Below are 16869 nucleotides of genomic sequence, written 5' to 3' on the forward strand. Positions count from 1 at the left end.
TCGCGGCTGGTCCCGACGGTAGGCAGGCTGCACGGACGCCCTCTGTGCTGCTCCTGTGCCATCGCTGTGAATGGCCGCCCCCGACACGACCCCGGACACGGTGCGGGGCCCCTCCCGTCGGAAGGGGCCCCGCCAGCAGGTCGGATCAGTGCGCGCCGAGGTGGGCGAGCAGGTCCTGCCGGGTCAGCACGCCCTTGGGCTTGCCGTCGACCAACACCAGCGCCGCGTCGGACTTCTCCAGCATGCCCACCGCCTCGCTCACCGGCTGACCGCCGCCGATCATCGGCAGCGGGTCGGCCATGTGCCGTTCGATGGTGTCGTGCAGGTGCGCCTGGCCGGTGAACAGGGCGTCCAGCAGATCCCGCTCGGCGATCGAGCCGGCCACCTCGCCGGTCACCACCGGCGGCTCGGCCTTGAGCACCGGGAGCTGGGAGACGCCGTACTCGCGCATGTAGTCGATGGCGTCGCGGACCGTCTCGGTGGGGTGCACGTGCACCAGTTCGGGCAGGCCACCCGGCTTGCTCGCCAGCGCGTCGGCGACCGTCGGCTCGGTGCCCGAGTGGTCGAGGAAGCCGTACCGGGCCATCCACCGGTCGTTGAAGATCTTGGACAGGTAGCCCTTGCCGCTGTCCGGCAGCAGCACCACGACCACGTCGTCCGGGTCGGCGGCGCGGGCCACCTCCAGCGCCGCCACCACGGCCATCCCGCAGGAGCCGCCGACCAGCAGGCCCTCCTCGCGGGCCAGCCGCCGGGTCATCTCGAAGGACGCCTTGTCGGAGACCTCGACGATCTCGTCGGCGATGCCCCGGTCGTACGTCTCGGGCCAGAAGTCCTCACCGACCCCCTCGACCAGGTACGGCCGGCCGGTGCCGCCGGAGTAGACCGAACCCTCCGGGTCCGCCCCGATCACCCGGACCCGCCCCTCGGACGCCTCCTTGAGGTAGCGCCCGATGCCGGAGATGGTGCCGCCGGTGCCGACCCCGGCCACGAAGTGGGTGAGCCCGCCCCCGGTCTGCTTCCACAGCTCCGGGCCGGTGGTCTCGTAGTGCGAACGCGGGTTCGCCGGGTTGCTGTACTGGTCGGGCTTCCACGCGCCGGGGATCTCCCGGGCCAGCCGGTCGGAGACGTTGTAGTAGGAGCGCGGGTCCTCCGGGGCGACGGCGGTCGGGCAGACCACCACCTCGGCCCCGTACGCCCGCAGCACGTCCTGCTTGTCCTGGCTGACCTTGTCGGGGCAGACGAAGACGCAGTGGTAGCCCTTGAGCTGCGCCACCAGGGCCAGCCCGACACCGGTGTTGCCGCTGGTCGGCTCGACGATGGTGCCACCGGGGCGGAGGATCCCGGCGGCCTCGGCGTCCTCCACCATCCGCAGCGCGATCCGGTCCTTCACCGAGCCGCCCGGGTTGAGGTACTCCACCTTGGCCAGCACGGTCGCCCGGATGCCCGCGGTGACGTTGCGCAGCCGCACCAGCGGGGTGTTACCGATCAGGTCGACGACGTTGTCGTAGTACTGCACCTCGTTGTGCCCTTCGTTGCGGCGCCGACGACGGCGGCCTGGCAGACGGTCCTTCGCCGCCCAGCGTACGTGCCCTCAGGGCATCACATGACCGGGGATGACGGAGGCCCGACGGGCCTCCCACTCCAGGAAGCGCTCGGTCTCCGACAGCACGCTGCCGGCCAACCAGGTGACCATGACCGCGTCGTCCACCAGACCGAGCACGGTCAGGAACAGCTCCGGGACCAGGTCGACCGGCGACACCACGTAGACCGTCGCGGCCGTCATCATCGCCAGCCGGAGCCCGCCGTCGTACTCGCCCCGGGCGGTGGCCCGGATCATCCGGGGCAGCGCCGCCAGCCGGGCGCCCAGCGACGGACCACCCCGGGCGCCGGCCGCCAGCGACCGGGCCAACGCCGTGAACGCCGCGGTGCGCTTCAATGTCCTACCCATCTCATCCAGCCCCTCTCCACCGACCAGCGTGACTGGCCCGTGCAAGCCGTCGCCACCTGCGGCGGGACACCCACCGGTGATCCCGCCACCCGACCAGGTACCCAGAACCGTCGCCGCCCAGCCCGAAAACCGGCCGTCCCGACGGAGGCGGGGTGACGCTGCGGCGCGATAATGTCGCTGTATGGGGGTGGCAGGTTCCGTCGTACCGCTCGGTCCGCGCTGGCACCGCGCCCGGCAGGTGGCCCGGCTGGCGGCGATCGGCACGGGTGCCACCGCGGCGGCCGTCGCCGCGACCGGCGGCGTGCTGCTCGGGCAGGCCCGGCAGGCCCGGCGCACCATTCCGATGGCGCAGGCCCCGCCCCCGCGCTGCGACGGCGTCTACGGTGCCAAGATCCCCGGCTCGCCGCTGACCATGGTGATCCTCGGTGACTCCTCCGCCGCCAGCTACGGGGTGGCGCGACGCCGCGAGACCCTCGGCGCGCTGCTGGCCACCGGGCTGTCCCGGCGGCTGCACCGGGCCGTACGGGTGCACCGCTTCGCCGTCGTCGGTGCGCTCTCCGCCGGGCTGCGCCCGCAGGTCGAGGCCGCCCTGGAGTGCGCGCCTGACGTCGCGGTGATCCTGATCGGCGGCAACGACATCACCAACCGGTCGCCCTACTCCGTGGCGGTCCGGCACCTGGTCGACGCGGTCCGCACGCTACGCGCCGCCGGCTGCGAGGTGGTCGTCGGGACCTGCCCCGACCTGGGGGCGATCCGGCCGATCCAGCCCCCGCTGCGCTGGTTGGCCAGGCGGTGGAGCCGGCAGCTCGCCGCCGCCCAGACGGTCGCGGTGGTCGAGGCGGGCGGCTGGACGGTCTCCCTCGGTGACCTGCTCGGCCCCCGGTTCTCCGCCGAGCCGACCCGGATGTTCGCCTGGGACCGGTTCCACCCCTCCGCCGAGGGCTACGCGATGGCCGCCGCCGCGCTCCTGCCGACGGTGCTGTCGGCGCTCGGCAGCGGGGAGCGCCGGCCGACGCTGGCCCCGGGCGAGGGCGTACGGTCGCTGCCCCGGGCCGCCCACGAGGCGGCCCGCAACGCCGGCACGGAGGTCAGCGGCACCCAGGTCAGGGGCCGGGACCACGGCCCGGCCGGCCGCTGGGCGCAGCTGCGGCGGCGGGCCTTCTTCGGCGTCGCCCCGGTGCCGCAACCCGGCACCGGCGCCGACTCACCCCAACTGGAGGGACTGGCATGAGCGAGCACAGCGAGCGAACCACCTGGTGCCGCAGACGCCCCGCCGGGCCGGTCCCCGCCGCCGTGGACCTTCGGGCGGTGACCCCGTGACGGGCCGCTCACTCGGCGGCGAGCTGGCCGTACGGCTCGGCAAGGCCGCAGCGGTCTCCCTGGTCGCCGGGACGATCGGTGGCGCGGCGGTGCTCGCCGGTCAGGCGGTGGCGGCCCGCAACCGCGACTACGCCCAGCCGGAGCTGGGGCTGGCGCTGCGGGCCACGGTCGGCCGGGCCGGTGCCCCGCTGCTGCGGCTGGTGCTGCTCGGTGACTCCTCGGCGCTCGGCGTCGGGGTGGCCCGCTTCGACGAGACGGTCGGCGGTCAGCTCGCCCACCTGCTGACCGAGGGGCCGACCGGCCGGCGGGTGCACCTGTCCAGCGTGGGGGTGTCCGGTTCCCGCTCCACCGACCTGGCGACCCAGGTGGCGCGGGCGCTGCTGGGTGACCGGCCGGACGTCGCGGTGGTGCTGATCGGAGCGAACGACGCCACGGCCATGCGGCGGCCGGCGGAGGCGGCGGCGTACCTCGCCTCGGCGGTGCGTCGGCTGCGGGAGGCCCGGGTCGAGGTCGTCGTCGGCACCTGCCCGGACCTGGGGGCGGTACGCGCGGTGGCCCCGCCGCTGCGGCAGGTGATCGGCTGGTCGGGCCGGCGGGTCGCGCGGGCACAGACCGCCGCCGTGCTGGAGGCCGGTGGCACGGTCGTCGACCTGGGCACGGAGACCGGGCCGGTGTTCCGGGCCGACGCCGGGACGCTCTGCCACGACGGTTTCCACCCGTCCGCCGACGGTTACCGGGTCTGGGCGCACGCCCTGCTGCCGGCGGTCGTCGCCGCCGCGAACGTCGCCTCCCGGCACTGAGCGGTCTCGATCCGTTCCGCCGGCTGCGAGGAGTCGCGGCCGGCGGGCGGACCGGCCGGGCCGGCACGGGTGACATTTCCCGCTGGCCGGCGTCCTTCCGCGCCAAGTTACCGTCAAGTTAACGTTGGTTCATGCCGATTGAGTCGTCCCGCGACGCCGTCATCGTCGCCACCGCCCGGTCCCCCATCGGCCGCGCGTTCAAGGGTTCCCTGCGCGAGGTCCGCCCGGACGACCTCGCCGCCACCATCGTCCAGGCCGCGCTGGACAAGGTCCCCGGCCTCGACCCCACCACCATCGACGACCTCTACGTCGGCTGCGGGCTGCCCGGCGGCGAGCAGGGCTTCAACCTGGCCCGGGTGGTCGCCACCCTGATGGGCCTGGACGGGCTGCCCGGGGCCACCCTGACCCGCTACTGCGCGTCGTCGTTGCAGACCACCCGGATGGCGATGCACGCGATCCGGGCCGGCGAGGGCGACGTCTTCGTCTCCGCCGGGGTCGAGATGGTCTCCCGGTACGCCCGGGGCAACTCCGACACGCTCCCGCCCGAGGCGCAGACGCTGGTCGGCGGCGGCTGGGAGAATCCACGGTTCGACGCGGCCCGGCAGCGGTCGGCGGCCCGCGCGCAGGGCGACGCCGAGGTGTGGACCGACCCACGTGAGGCCGGTCAGCTCCCCGACATCTACCTGGCCATGGGTCAGACCGCGGAGAACCTGGCCCAGGTGTACGACATCACCCGCGAGGAGATGGACGCGTTCGGCGTACGCAGCCAGAACCTCGCCGAGAAGGCCATCGCCGACGGCTTCTGGGCCCGCGAGATCACCCCGGTCACCACCCCCGACGGCAGCGTGGTCGACACCGACGACGGGCCGCGCGCCGGGGTCACGCCGGAGGCGGTGGCCGGGCTGAAGCCGGTGTTCCGCCCGGACGGCCGGATCACCGCCGGCAACTGCTGCCCGCTCAACGACGGTGCCGCCGCCGTGGTGGTGATGAGCGCCCAGCGGGCCGACGAGCTGGGGCTGACCCCGCTGGCCCGGATCGTCTCCACCGGCGTCACCGCCCTGTCGCCGGAGATCATGGGCCTCGGCCCGGTCGAGGCGTCCCGGCAGGCGCTGCGCCGGGCCGGGATGACCGTGGACGACGTCGACCTGGTCGAGATCAACGAGGCGTTCGCCGCCCAGGTGATCCCGTCGTACCGGCAGCTCGGCGTCCCGGAGGAGAAGGTCAACGTGATGGGCGGGGCGATCGCCGTCGGCCACCCGTTCGGGATGACCGGTGCCCGGATCACCGGCACCCTGCTCAACGCCCTGCAGTGGCACGACGCGACCATCGGCCTGGAGACCATGTGCGTCGGTGGCGGTCAGGGCATGGCGATGGTGCTCGAACGGCTCAGCTGAGCCCTACAGCGCGCCGCGGGTCGCCGTCACCAGGGCGGCGGCCCCGGCCAGCACCGCCTCCGGCGGGCCGGCGGCCACCAGGTCCGCCGCGACCACCCGGAGCTGGTCGGGCAGCGCCATCGGGTGCGCCAACCGGGGCACGTCCCGCCGGGGTTCGCCCTCGGCGTCGGCCGCCAGGTCGGCGACCTCCTGCACCAGCTTGTGCACCAGGTCGGCCCGGGACACGTTGCCGCCCGCGGCGACCGCCGCCCAGCGCGGCTGCTGCCAGTGGCCCACCTGACGGACCAGCAGGTCCACCGCCCGACCCAACTCCGCTGCGCTCATCGTCGGCGAGTCTACGCACCACCGGCCGGAGGTGCGCAGACGACGACGCCCGCCGCCGCAGGGTGCGCGGTGGCGGGCGTCGGGTGCGAAACCGTCAGTCGTCGCCCTGGAAGTAGCTGATCAGGCGGAGCATCTCCAGGTAGAGCCAGACCAGGCTGACCACGATGCCGAACGCGGCCGTCCAGGAGTAGCGGGCCGGCAGCCCCATCCGGACGCCGTCCTCGACCTCCTTGAAGCTGAGCACGAAGCTCAGCGAGGCGACCACGATGCAGACCAGGCTGAACCCGATGGCCAGCGGGCTGCTGTCGCGCAGGCCGGTGTTCACGCCGAACAGCGCGAGCACCAGGTTGATCAGCATGACGGCGAACAGGCCCGCCATCACAGCGATCATGCCCTTGACGAACTTGGGGGTGGCCCGGATGACGCGCGCCTTGTAGAGCATGGTCATCACGAAGAAGACGCCGAAGGTGGCGACCACGGCCTGGAGCACGATGCCCTGGTAGGCCGTCTCGTAGACCTTGCTGACCAGGCCGACGAACGCGCCCTCGACGATCGCGTACACGACGACCAGGGCCGGGTTGGCGACCCGGGAGAACGAGATGATCAGGCCGAGGACCAGGCCGACCATCGCCGCGCCGATCCACGCGACGCCGAGCACCGAATCCGGCACCAGGATCCAGGCGGCGGCGGCGGAGACGCCGAGGATGGCCAGGAGCGCGACGGTCTTGACGACGACGTCGTCGACGGTCATCGTGCCGGACACCGTCGGGGCGACCGGGGAGCCCGGCTGGCCCGGGTACTGCTGCGGAATGCCGGGCTGTCCGTAACCGTACGGCCCGGGCTGGGCGTACCCGGCGGAACGCTCCCGCTCGGCCGCCTGGCCGAGCCGGGCGAGCACCGGGTTCGAGGTCTTCACTGTCTCAGGCCTCCCTCAGGGGGTCAGTCGCACGCAAACGTGCACTCCCAGGGTAGACGGCGGGGCCCTACCGCCGCCGGTCGGGAGGCTGTGGGAAAGCTGAGAGTGTGGTGCCCGGGGCGGGTCTCGAACCCGCACGCCTTGCGGCAGCCGCTTTTAAGGCGGCCGTGTCTGCCGTTCCACCACCCGGGCGGGAGCGCGTCACGTCGATGCGCTGCGGTGCAGTCACACGGTAACCGGTCCGCGTCGCCCCGACGTACCCCGCCGACGTCGAACGCCCCTTCCCGCGAGGCGGAAAGGGGCGTTCGACGTCGGACCGGACGGTCAGGCCGCCCTGCTGGTGATCGGGATCGGCTGCGACGCCTCCGCGAACTCCTCACGCGGGTCGTGCAGCTGACCGAGCGCGACCACCTCACGCTTGAGGAAGAAGGCCAGCGACCAGTCCACCACGACCCGGACCTTGCGGTTGAACGACGGGATCCGGCTCATGTGGTACGTCCGGTGCATGAACCAGGCCGGCCAGCCCTTCATCTTGATGCCGTACACCTGGGCCACGCCCTTGTGCAGGCCGAGGCTGGCCACGCTGCCGGCGTGCTTGTGCTTGTAGTCGACAGGCGGCCGGCCCCGCACCACCAGCGCGATGTTGTCGGCCATCCGGGCGGCCTGCCGCACCGCGTGCTGGGCGCTCGGCGAGCAGTAGTTGCCCGGTTCCTTGGTGAGGTCCGGGACGGCGGCACAGTCACCGGCGCTCCACGCCCCCTCGACCACCCGGTCGCCGTCGACGACCTGGAGGGTGGGCAGGCAGGTGACCCGCCGCCGCTCGTCGCGGGGGAAGTCGGTGCGGTCCAGCATCGGCGACGGCTTCACGCCGGCCGTCCAGACGATGGTGTCGGAGCGGAAGCTGTCGCCGTCGGAGAGCTTCACCACACCGTCGACGCAGGACTCCAGCCGGGTGTCCAACCGGATGTCCATGTTCCGCTTGAGCAACTGCTGCACCGTGTACGCGCCCATGTCCCGGTCGACCTCGGGCAGCACCCGCTGGGTCGCCTCGACCAGCACCCAGCGCATGTCGTCAGGCTTCAGCTCCGGGTAGTAGCGCAGCGCGTCCCGGGCCATGTCCTCCATCTCGGCCAACGCCTCGATGCCGGCGTAGCCGCCGCCGACGAAGGTGAACGTCAACGCGGAGCGGCGGACGTCGGGGTCCGGCGTGGCGGCGGCCACGTCGAGCCGGTCCAGCACGTGGTTGCGTAGGTAGATGGCCTCACCGATGGTCTTGAACCCGATCCCGTGCTCGTGCAGGCCGGGGATCGGCAGGGTGCGGGACACCGAGCCGGGGGCCACGATCACATGGTCGTAGGCGATCTCCCGGGTCGGGCCGGAGATCGGCTGCACCACGGCGGTCTTGCGGCTGTGGTCGATCCGGGTCACCGCACCCGCGACGACCTTGCACTTGCGCAGCTCGCGTCGCAGCGGCACCACGGAGTGCCGGGGGGAGATGTTGCCGGCCGCCGCCTCGGGCAGGAACGGCTGGTACGTCATGTGCGGCTGCGGGTCGACCACGACGACCTCGGCCTCACGGGAGCTCAGCTTCTTGGACAGGCGCAGAGCGGCGTACAGGCCCACGTGCCCGGCACCCACGACAAGGATCCGCTTCGGATTCACGCCATCCATCTTTCCCCGGGCGGCTGCGGAAATACCCTTCGAGACCCCCATCTGTGACGGAGCACAACACCTGTGACCTGCGCGACGTCGCCTCACCGACGGCGCAGCAGCCAGCCCAGCAACCCGCTCAGACCCACCGCCACCAGCAGTCCCACCACTGTGGCGAGCTGGAAACCGTCATCCGGGCCGAGTTGCCCCGCCCGGGTCAGCAGCACCCCGGCCACCGCGGAGGCGAGCACCACCGCGCCGGCCCGGATGAGCCAGCGCAGCACCACGTCCGGGTCGACCGCCCCGTCGTAGGGCAGCACGGCCAGCAGGGCACAGAGGGTGTGTCCGAGGTAGAGCAGGGTCGCCACCGCCAACAACCGCCACAACGCGATCGGCCTGTCGTAACCGGCCGAGGCGAACACCCAACCGCCCACCGTGACCAACGCGGCGAAAGTCGGCCAGATCCGGCGCGGGGCCACCGCCGGCAGCACCGCCACCACCGTCAGCGCGAGCAGCGACCGGGCCTGGAACAGCTCCACCGGGTACGCCAGCAGCAGGCCGGCCAGCACCACCAGGAAGACCAGGCCGCGCACCAGCAACGGCAGCAGGGCCACCCGGCGCACCGCCGTACCCGCCTGGCGGACCCGTTCCCGGGCCGCCTCGACCGGGCTCACCGGCCACCCACCCGGGGTGCGGTCGCCAACCGGGCGACGTCCCGCAGCACCTGGTCCAGGCTGCCCGCGCCGGCCCACCCGACCACCGGCACCCCGTGCTCCCGGAGCTGGGCGATCATCGTGTCCCGGTCCAGCCGCCACAACCGGTACGCCACCGGCGCCCACCCCCGGTCACCGGGCGGGGCGAGATCGGTCGGCAAGGTGTCCACCGCCACCACGAAGCGACCGCCCCGGGCCAACCGGGCCAGCATCTGCGCGGACCGCTCGTCGAGCAGCGGGGTGAGCACCACCACCAGCGCGTCGGCGGAGAGCACCTGCGGGCCGAAGACCTGGTCGTACGAATCGTGCGGGGCCGACTCGGCGTGCACGTCGAGCAGCCACTCCAGCACCGTCAGGTACTGCCGGCGGCCGGTGGCCGGGCGCAGCCGGCGGGCCGCCGGACCGTACTCCAGCAGCGCCACCCGGTCACCCCGGTGCAGGTAGTGCTCGGCGATCGCGGCGGCGGCCCGGACCGTGGTGTCCAGCACGGACGCCGCCCCGGCCACCCCGCCGGAGCGGCCCGCCTCGGCCAGCACGTCGAGCAGGACGACCACCTCGGCGTCCCGGTCGGACAGGGTCGACGCCACGTGCAGTTGCCGGGTCCGCAGCGACACCCGCCAGTCGATGCGGCGCAGCCGGTCCCCCGGCCCGAAGACCCGTACCCCGGCCAGTTCGCCGCCCTCCCCCGGCCGCCGCGAGCGGTGCGCGCCGACCAGCCCGGCGGCCCGGGGCATCGCCTCCACCGCCTCGAACGGTTCGGTCTTCGGGTAGACCCGCATCCGCACCGGTTCGGTGAGCACCGCGCGGGAGACCAGCAGCCCGTCGGCGGCGGCGGCGCGGGCACCGGCCGGGCCGATCGGGTGCCGCCCCCAGCGCAGCGCGGTGCCGGTCAGTTCCAGGTCGACGGCGGTGCCGCTGGACAGCGCCGTCACGAAGGGCCGGTCCATGCCACCGGAGCGGCTGACGTCCAACCCGATCCCGCCGAAGTCGGCCCGGCGTACCGACAGCCACGGCGAGACCCGGGTCCGGACCACCACCACGTCGTACGGCACGGTGTCCGGGTTGCCCACCGCCACCGCGCCGGCCAGGTCACCGCCCTCGACCAGTTGGGCGTCCTCGGCGGTGATCGCCAACTGCGGGGCGGCGGTCGGCCGGCGGCGCAGGGCGTACGCGGTGCCGAGCGCGAACGGGGTGGCCAGCACCACCAGGTCGGCCCGGCCGAGCAGCACGGCGGCGATCAGCAACAATCCGGTGAGCAGCACCGCCCGGCCCAGCGCCCAGGTGGGCGACCAGCCCGCCGTCGGCTCCTGACGGTCCGGCACGACGATCAGCGCCCGGCCCGGCCGGCCGCGTAGCTGGGCAGCGCGCCGCTGGCCGGGGCCGGGGTCTGCTCCAGCACCTCACCGACCACGAACGACGGGTCCACCCGGCGTAGCCACATCTCCGGACGCAACGTGATCCGGTGCGCCAGTGCGGGGGCGGCCACCTCCTTGACGTCCTCCGGCACCACGTAGTCCCGACCGGCGAAGACGGCCCGCACCCGGGCCAGCAGCAGCAACGCCAGCGAGCCCCGGGGGGATGCGCCGACCAGCACCGACGGGTGCTCCCGGGTGGCCGCGGTGAGGTCCACGATGTACCTGCCGACGGAGTCCTCCACCACCACGTCCTCCAGCGCGGCCTGCATGGCCCGCAGGGTTCCGGCGTCGACCACCGGTTCGATCTGCGCCTCCTCCCGGCGGCGGTCCATCCGGCGACGCAGCACCTCCCACTCCTCGTCGCGCTGCGGGTAGCCGAACGACACCCGCAGCAGGAACCGGTCGAGCTGCGCCTCCGGCAGCGGGTACGTCCCCTCGTACTCGATCGGGTTGGCGGTGGCCAGAACGTGGAACGGCTCGTCGAGCCGGTAGGTGACACCCTCGACGGAGACCTGCTTCTCCTGCATCGCCTCCAGCAACGCCGACTGGGTCTTCGGCGGGGTCCGGTTGATCTCGTCGGCGAGCAGCAGGTTGGTGAAGAGCGGGCCGGCCCGGAAGGAGAAGTCGCCGCTGCGCTGGTCGTAGAGGAACGAGCCGGTGACGTCGGCGGGCAGCAGGTCGGGGGTGAACTGGAGCCGGCGGAAATCCAACCCGAGGGCCTGGGCGAAGGACCGCGCGGTCAGCGTCTTGCCCAGGCCGGGCAGGTCCTCCAGCAGCACGTGCCCGCCGGCCAGGATGCCGGCGAGGACCAGTTCCAGGGCCTCCCGTTTGCCGACCACGACCGTGCCGACCGCGTCCAGCACCGCCCGGGCCAGGTGGCCGACCTCCGTGGCGGGAATGCTGCGGTCCACGTCGTTCATCAGATCTTCTCCAGTTCGGCGACGATCGCCGCGAGGTCGCGCGGCGACGGGGGACGGCGGGAGGGGGTGTCGAGGAAGCTCCACAGCGGGTCCCCGAGCAGTGCGCGGGCCCGGGTCGGGTCGGACTCCCGGGTCAGGCCGTGGCGTTGGCGCAGCCGCTCGTCGGCCAGTTCGCCGAGACGGGGCAGGATCCGCTCGGTGAACCGCTCCTGGTTGCCCGACGACCAGTCCAGCGGTCGTTCCCAGCCGTTGATCGCGGCCCGCAGCGCGTCCCGGGCCGCCCAGTTGTAGGCACCCGGTTCCTCCCCGGCGGGGGTCCGGGCACCGCTGCGGGGCGGGGGCGGCGGGGACAGTGCGGCGGTGACCCGGCGGACGGTGAGCACCGCCAGCACCCCGGCCACCACGATGCCGAGCGACAGTTGCAGGCCGACCGCGCGCAGCCCGACCACGACCACGGCGGTCACCCCGGCGGCGGTCAGCAGCAGCCGGAACAGCCAGCGCACGCGCCCGCCCCGGGCCCGACCGGACCGGGCCGGCGGCTCCTCCTCGAAACTGAACAGGTCGTCCAGACCGGCCGACTCGCTCACCCCGACACCCCGCCGGGTGCGTGGCGGGCGGTCACGCCGGCACCTGCGGGTCGGCCAGGGCGGCGAGTTCACCGCGCAGCCGGCGCAGCGCCCCCCGGGCCTGGTCCCGCATCCGCGCGTCGACGCTGCGGGTGGCGTAGCGGGCCTCGCGGTAGACGTGGGCGAAGCCGTCCAGCACGTCGGCGCTGGCGATCGCGGGCACCCCGGCCGCCGGGTCGCCGCGCAGCAGCCGGGTCACCAGGTCGGTCGGGGTGTCCCCGGTGAGCCTCGGCACGCCCGCCTCGGTGGCGGCCTCCTCCAGCCGCACCCAGCAGGCGATGACGGCCGTACGCGGGTCGGTGTCGGCGTCGTCCAACTCCTCCAGACCGGCGTCGAGCGCGGCCACCACCTCCCGCGCGGTGCCCTCGGCGGTACGTCGGGCCCGCGCCACCGGGACCGTCCGGGTGGTCCGCCGCAACGCGCCGCGCAGCAGGGTGAAGGCCAGGTAGCCGAGGGCGGCCAGGATCGCCGTGGCGAGCAGCACGATCGCGGCCGTGGCGATCCACTGCGGGACGCTCGGCCGGGTCTGCGCGGCCTCGGTACGCGGCTCGATCGGGATCGACGCGGCCGGCTCCGCCGTGGGGTAGTCCGGGACGTACGGGATGTTGTCGGCGGCCGGCGGGATGCGGCTCGCGCCGATCGAGGAGTGCCCGGCGGCGAGCGCGGCGGCGAGCAGCAGCAGCGTCACCAGGGCGACGGGCCACCACCTGCGCAGTACGCCGAGGTCCATCGCCACCGTCCCACGCTGCTCAGTCCACCCCCGCGAGCTGTTTCGCCCGGGCGAACACATCGTCCAGCATCTGTGTGGTCAACCGCCCGGTGAAGGTGTTCTGCTGGCTGACGTGGTAGCAACCGAGCAGATCGGGAGCGGCCGACCCGGACCAGTGTGCCCCATGGCCGAAGACCGGTCGCGGGCTGGGCGGCCGGACGCCGTACACCTGGCGTAGCACCGGCCACCACGCCGCCCAGGCGAACGCGCCGAGCGCGACGACCACCCGCAGGGTGGGTCGGATCAGCGCCACCTCCCGGTGCACCCAGGGGGCGCAGGTGTCCCGCTCGGCCGGCGTGGGCTTGTTGTCCGGCGGGGCGCAGCGCACGGCGGCGAAGATCCGCACGCCGGCCAGGGTGAGACCGTCGTCGGCGGCGACGCTGGTGGGTTGGTTGGCCAGCCCGGCGCGGTGCAGGGCGGCGAAGAGCACGTCGCCGGAGCGGTCCCCGGTGAAGACCCGGCCGGTCCGGTTGCCCCCGTGCGCCGCCGGGGCCAGCCCGAGGATGGCGATCCGGGCCTCGGACGCCGGACCCGGCCCGGTGGCCGGCGGGCCCGCGCCACCGCGCCCGGCACGGTTGTCCGGGGCACCGAAGCCGGGCACCGGGCGACCCCAGTAGTCCTGGTCGCGGAACGCGGCCCGCCTGGTGCGGGCGACCTCCTCCCGCCAGTCGACCAGCCGGGGGCAGGCGAAGCAGTCGGTGATCGCGCCGTCGAGGTCGGCCAGGTCGGTCGCCCGCGCGGCGCGGGCGACCACCTCGGCGGGGGTACGGGACACGGCCGGCCCGGGCACCGTCAACGCCCCCGCCCGTCGGCTGACCGGCGCTCAGCCAAGCTTGGCCCGGAAGAGTTCGAGGGTACGGGCCCAGGCGGTGGCGGCGGCCCGCTGGTCGAAGTTCTCCGGCCGGTCCTCGTTGAAGAACGCGTGCGCGGTGCCCGGGTAGTCGTACGTCTGGCAGGTGCCGCCGGCGTTCTCCACGGCCCGGCGCACGGTCTGCACGCCGTCGGCGGCGGACAGGCCGTCGGCCTCGGAGCAGTGCACGACGGCCGCCTTGCCCGCGTAGTCGGTCCACTCGGCGGGCATCCCGTCCCACGGCAGCCGGGGATAGAAGGCGGCGGTGGCGACGATCCGCTCGGCCCGGGTGGCCGCCCACAGCGCCAGGCTGGCCCCGGCGCAGAACCCGGCGCAGCCCACCTTGCCGGTCACCTCGGCCCGGCCGGCCAGGTATTCCGCCGCCACGGCGATGTCGGCCGCCGCCTCGTCCATCTGGGTGCTGTTGAGCATCTGCCGGGGCTCGCTCGGCTTGCTGGCCGGCTGGCCGTGCCGGAAGTCGGGGGCCAGCGCGACGAAGCCGGCGTCGGCGAACCGGTCCACCACCGAACGGATGTGCGGGACGAGGCCCCACCAGTCCTGGATGACGATGACCGCCGGGCTGGCCGTGCCGCTGGACGGTATCGCGAGATACCCCTCGCCGGTCCCCGCGTCACGGCGGTAACGCACCATCTCACCCATCGGCCCGTCCTCCTGTCGGTCAGTCATCGTTGGCTGGTCGCAGGGCGTTCCTACGTGTCGGTAGCCTGCCACGCCGTACGCGTGCCGGGAAGATGCCGGAACAGTGGCATATACCTCCCGTTCACCGGACGGTGGCATGCAACACGCCGACGGCGGCGCGGGATTCCCGCGCCGCCGTCGGCGGATCGTCGTCCGGCCGGGCTATCCGTGCCCCGACCTGGCCGCTGGGCCTGCCGGTCAGGCCTTCTTGGTCAGGCAGAGCAGGTAGCCCTTGCCGCCCGGGGCGATGTTGTAGAAGACGTAGCCGTCCTCACCCTCCTTGATGTACTGCTCGCACGCCTTGCCGGTCTTGGCCTGCGCCTCGGTCTGCTCCTCCACCCGGCCGACCACGTTGTAGACGGCCTCGGTCGAGGTGCACGTGACCACCTTGGCGTCGCTCACCGACTTCTCCTGCGTGCCGGTCACCTCCGGCAGCTCGGCGATGCAGTCGCCGGCCTTCGCCTCGGCCGTCTCGTCGGGGTTGAGGAAGTTGCCGATGGCGCTGGCGACGCCGAACTTCAGCGCCGCGATCACCAGGAAGGCGACGATCGCGCCGATGATGCCGAGCGCCTTCTTCGCGCCGCCACCCTTCGGCTCCTCCGGCTGTGCGGCGGGGGCCGGGGTGACCGACTCGGACTGGGCCACCTGCTCCGCCTGCGGCGCGGGGGACGATGCGACCTGCTCTGACACTGAATTTCCTTCCGAGGGGGGATGAGCAGACGACAACGTAGCGACGAAGATCAGCGCGTGCTGCCCCGTCCCCATCGTCCGTTCAGCCATTTCCCAGGAACGACAGGTCAACCGGTGGTGGTGGGCAGAGGCACCCCCGCCGACCCGGACACCGAGGGTGACCCGACCGGCACGGATGCGGTGGGCACCGGAGCGCCCGGTACGGTGGCCGTCGGCGTCACCTCCGGCCCGGTGGCCGTCGGCTCCGGACCGGGCCCGGTCGGCGTGGGCGACCCGCCGGACCCGGGCGGCAGCGGGACGGCGGCCGGCGGATGCGGCCGGAACGGCGCCTGCTGCGGGCAGTACGGGTAGCCACGCTGCACCGGGTTGACGTCGGGCAGGGCGGGATCGTCGCAGGCCGGCCAGCCCAACCGGATCGGGGTGCCGTTCTGGTCGAAGAGCCTGGCGTTCTCCACCAACCGCCCCTCGCTGTCGTAGACGTAGACGTCCTGCACCTCGTTGTAGGGGTTGTCCACCGAGGTCGACTCGTAGCCGTAGTCGTAGCCGGAGCGGGCGTGGTCGTCCACGTCCGCCACCGCGGCGACCGCGAACAGCGCCAGCACCGCCGAACTGGCGTGCAACGCCCAGCGCCGCCAGGACCGCAGCTCGTGGGTGCGTCGCCCCAACCAGACGGAGCCGTACAGCAGGCCGACGAACATCAGCAGGCCGACGAACCCGTGGCCGTCGAGCCGGGGCAGCAGGCCGAGCGGGCCGTCGGTGCTGATCGCGGTGAGCAGCATCGCGGCCAGGTAGGCGCGGGCCACCCACCACGCCGGGCGCAGCAGCCGCAGGAACTCCCCCGCCGTGGCGTGGCCGAACACCGGGCCGAGCTGGGCGTCGAACCGGTCGACCCGGGCGCGGGCCCGCCCCAGCACAGTGGCGATCCGCCGTTCCAGCGCCCGCCGGCCGGCCGCCGGGTCACCCGCTCCGGCGGCGGCGCGCAGCTCCGCCGCGTACGCCTCGGGGGTGCCGAGCCGGTCGACCAGCGAACCGTCGGCCTCGGCGGCGACCTCGGCGAGGTGTTCGGGTAGATCCTCGGTCAACTCCTCGCGGGTCTGCGGTGGCAGGTCGGCAAGCGCCGCCCGCACCCGCTCGACGTAGTCCGTGATTTCCTGCCCAGTGACGGTCATGCCGCCATCCCCCGATCGTCGAGCAGTTGGTCCATCGTCGTGGCGAACGCGCGCCAGGTCTTGCCGGAGCGGGTGAGCTGGTCACGGCCGGCGGCGTTGAGCGCGTAGTACTTGCGGTGCGGGCCGGCCTCGCTCGGCACGACATAGGTGGTGAGCAGGCCGGCGGCGAAGAGCCGGCGCAGGGTGCCGTAGACCGAGGCGTCGCCCACCTCCTCCAGCCCGGCCTCGCGCAGCCGGCGCAGGATGTCGTAGCCGTAACCGTCGGAATCCCGCAGCACGGCGAGCACGGCCAGGTCGAGCACACCTTTGAGCAGTTGTGTGGTGTCCACGCAACACACACTACTGCGCAGTGCGAAGTACCGTCAACAACGCAATACCAGGCCCGGCCCCCCGCCCTCCCCGGCCACCCAGTGCCGCCCCCCGCCCCCACTCCCCGCCCCGCACCCGCTCCCCTCCCCGCTTCCCCGGCCCCCGGCCCCGGTGATCAAGAGGTTCGCGTCATCCCCGCCCAGATTCCCGACGCAAACCTCTTGATCACCACGCCCTTGCCCCGTGATCAAGAGGTTTGCGTCATGATCCGACGGGGTTTTGACGCAAATCTCTTGATCGCCAGGCTCGATGTCGAGCGGGCGAGGGCGGAGAGGGCCGGAGAAAGGGTGGTGGTCA

Annotated in this window: 18 protein-coding genes and 1 tRNA gene; 3 read left to right on the top strand and 16 right to left on the bottom strand. The window is 73.5% G+C overall.

The genetic code is table 11. The annotated features are described in order from the left end of the window. Window positions 1-145: 145 nt before the first annotated feature. Together ACWCHM_RS23060 and ACWCHM_RS23065 are read right to left on the bottom strand one after the other, a co-directional pair. Window positions 146-1516 (bottom strand): cystathionine beta-synthase, encoded by a 1371-nt coding sequence (locus ACWCHM_RS23060; RefSeq protein WP_204956489.1) that lies wholly within the window; start codon window positions 1514-1516, stop codon window positions 146-148. Window positions 1517-1591: 75 nt separating this feature from the next. Continuing rightward, entirely contained in the window at window positions 1592-1948 is a 357-nt protein-coding gene (locus ACWCHM_RS23065; RefSeq protein WP_421489327.1) for a YkvA family protein, read from the bottom strand. Window positions 1949-2129: 181 nt separating this feature from the next. Between ACWCHM_RS23065 and ACWCHM_RS23070 the strand changes: the two genes are divergently transcribed. From ACWCHM_RS23070 to ACWCHM_RS23080, 3 genes are all read left to right on the top strand, one after another. Continuing rightward, window positions 2130-3179 carry an SGNH/GDSL hydrolase family protein gene (locus ACWCHM_RS23070; RefSeq protein ID WP_454219778.1) on the top strand — a complete coding sequence of 350 codons (1050 nt, stop codon included), beginning with the start codon at window positions 2130-2132 and terminating at the stop codon, window positions 3177-3179. An 85-nt stretch (window positions 3180-3264) separates the two neighbouring features. After that, complete coding sequence (locus ACWCHM_RS23075; protein WP_204956486.1) at window positions 3265-4068, top strand: SGNH/GDSL hydrolase family protein; 804 nt, start codon at window positions 3265-3267, stop codon at window positions 4066-4068. Between the two features lie 131 nt (window positions 4069-4199). Beyond that, the gene (locus tag ACWCHM_RS23080; protein WP_281900461.1) at window positions 4200-5462 is read left to right on the top strand and encodes an acetyl-CoA C-acetyltransferase; all 1263 of its coding nucleotides are present in this window, start codon (window positions 4200-4202) and stop codon (window positions 5460-5462) included. A gap of 3 nt (window positions 5463-5465) precedes the next feature. Here the strand turns inward: ACWCHM_RS23080 and ACWCHM_RS23085 are convergent, their stop codons facing one another. From ACWCHM_RS23085 to ACWCHM_RS23150, 14 genes are all read right to left on the bottom strand, one after another. Beyond that, entirely contained in the window at window positions 5466-5786 is a 321-nt protein-coding gene (locus ACWCHM_RS23085; RefSeq protein ID WP_204956484.1) for a hypothetical protein, read from the bottom strand. A 94-nt stretch (window positions 5787-5880) separates the two neighbouring features. Then, window positions 5881-6702: a Bax inhibitor-1/YccA family protein gene (locus ACWCHM_RS23090; protein WP_204956483.1), complete on the bottom strand. Its 822-nt coding sequence runs from the start codon at window positions 6700-6702 to the stop codon at window positions 5881-5883. Between the two features lie 108 nt (window positions 6703-6810). Further along, a tRNA-Leu gene (locus ACWCHM_RS23095) sits at window positions 6811-6894 on the bottom strand. Window positions 6895-7026: 132 nt separating this feature from the next. Then, on the bottom strand, window positions 7027-8364 hold the full coding sequence (locus ACWCHM_RS23100; protein ID WP_454219780.1) for an NAD(P)/FAD-dependent oxidoreductase: 1338 nt from the start codon (window positions 8362-8364) through the stop codon (window positions 7027-7029). 92 nt (window positions 8365-8456) lie between these two features. Further along, window positions 8457-9026: a hypothetical protein gene (locus ACWCHM_RS23105; protein WP_454219781.1), complete on the bottom strand. Its 570-nt coding sequence runs from the start codon at window positions 9024-9026 to the stop codon at window positions 8457-8459. After that, complete coding sequence (locus ACWCHM_RS23110) at window positions 9023-10387, bottom strand: DUF58 domain-containing protein (RefSeq protein WP_454219782.1); 1365 nt, start codon at window positions 10385-10387, stop codon at window positions 9023-9025. Before ACWCHM_RS23110 ends, ACWCHM_RS23105 begins: the two co-directional genes overlap by 4 nt. Before the next feature lie 5 nt (window positions 10388-10392). Then, window positions 10393-11400, bottom strand: coding sequence for an AAA family ATPase (locus ACWCHM_RS23115; RefSeq protein WP_145917951.1), 1008 nt, complete (start codon window positions 11398-11400; stop codon window positions 10393-10395). Then, complete coding sequence (locus ACWCHM_RS23120; RefSeq protein WP_454219784.1) at window positions 11400-11987, bottom strand: hypothetical protein; 588 nt, start codon at window positions 11985-11987, stop codon at window positions 11400-11402. The genes ACWCHM_RS23115 and ACWCHM_RS23120 overlap by 1 nt, the downstream gene beginning before the upstream one ends. A 31-nt stretch (window positions 11988-12018) precedes the next feature. After that, window positions 12019-12756: a DUF4129 domain-containing protein gene (locus tag ACWCHM_RS23125; RefSeq protein WP_204957257.1), complete on the bottom strand. Its 738-nt coding sequence runs from the start codon at window positions 12754-12756 to the stop codon at window positions 12019-12021. 19 nt (window positions 12757-12775) lie between these two features. After that, entirely contained in the window at window positions 12776-13570 is a 795-nt protein-coding gene (locus tag ACWCHM_RS23130) for a uracil-DNA glycosylase (RefSeq protein ID WP_454219786.1), read from the bottom strand. A 48-nt stretch (window positions 13571-13618) separates the two neighbouring features. Next, the gene (locus ACWCHM_RS23135) at window positions 13619-14305 is read right to left on the bottom strand and encodes a dienelactone hydrolase family protein (RefSeq protein WP_204957255.1); all 687 of its coding nucleotides are present in this window, start codon (window positions 14303-14305) and stop codon (window positions 13619-13621) included. Window positions 14306-14542: 237 nt separating this feature from the next. Continuing rightward, entirely contained in the window at window positions 14543-15034 is a 492-nt protein-coding gene (locus ACWCHM_RS23140; RefSeq protein WP_281900470.1) for an LppU/SCO3897 family protein, read from the bottom strand. Window positions 15035-15141: 107 nt separating this feature from the next. Next, complete coding sequence (locus ACWCHM_RS23145; RefSeq protein WP_454219788.1) at window positions 15142-16203, bottom strand: HAAS signaling domain-containing protein; 1062 nt, start codon at window positions 16201-16203, stop codon at window positions 15142-15144. Further along, complete coding sequence (locus ACWCHM_RS23150; protein WP_088642881.1) at window positions 16200-16532, bottom strand: PadR family transcriptional regulator; 333 nt, start codon at window positions 16530-16532, stop codon at window positions 16200-16202. Before ACWCHM_RS23150 ends, ACWCHM_RS23145 begins: the two co-directional genes overlap by 4 nt. Window positions 16533-16869: the final 337 nt, after the last annotated feature.

The sequence above is a fragment of the Micromonospora sp. SCSIO 07396 genome, from assembly GCF_053667945.1.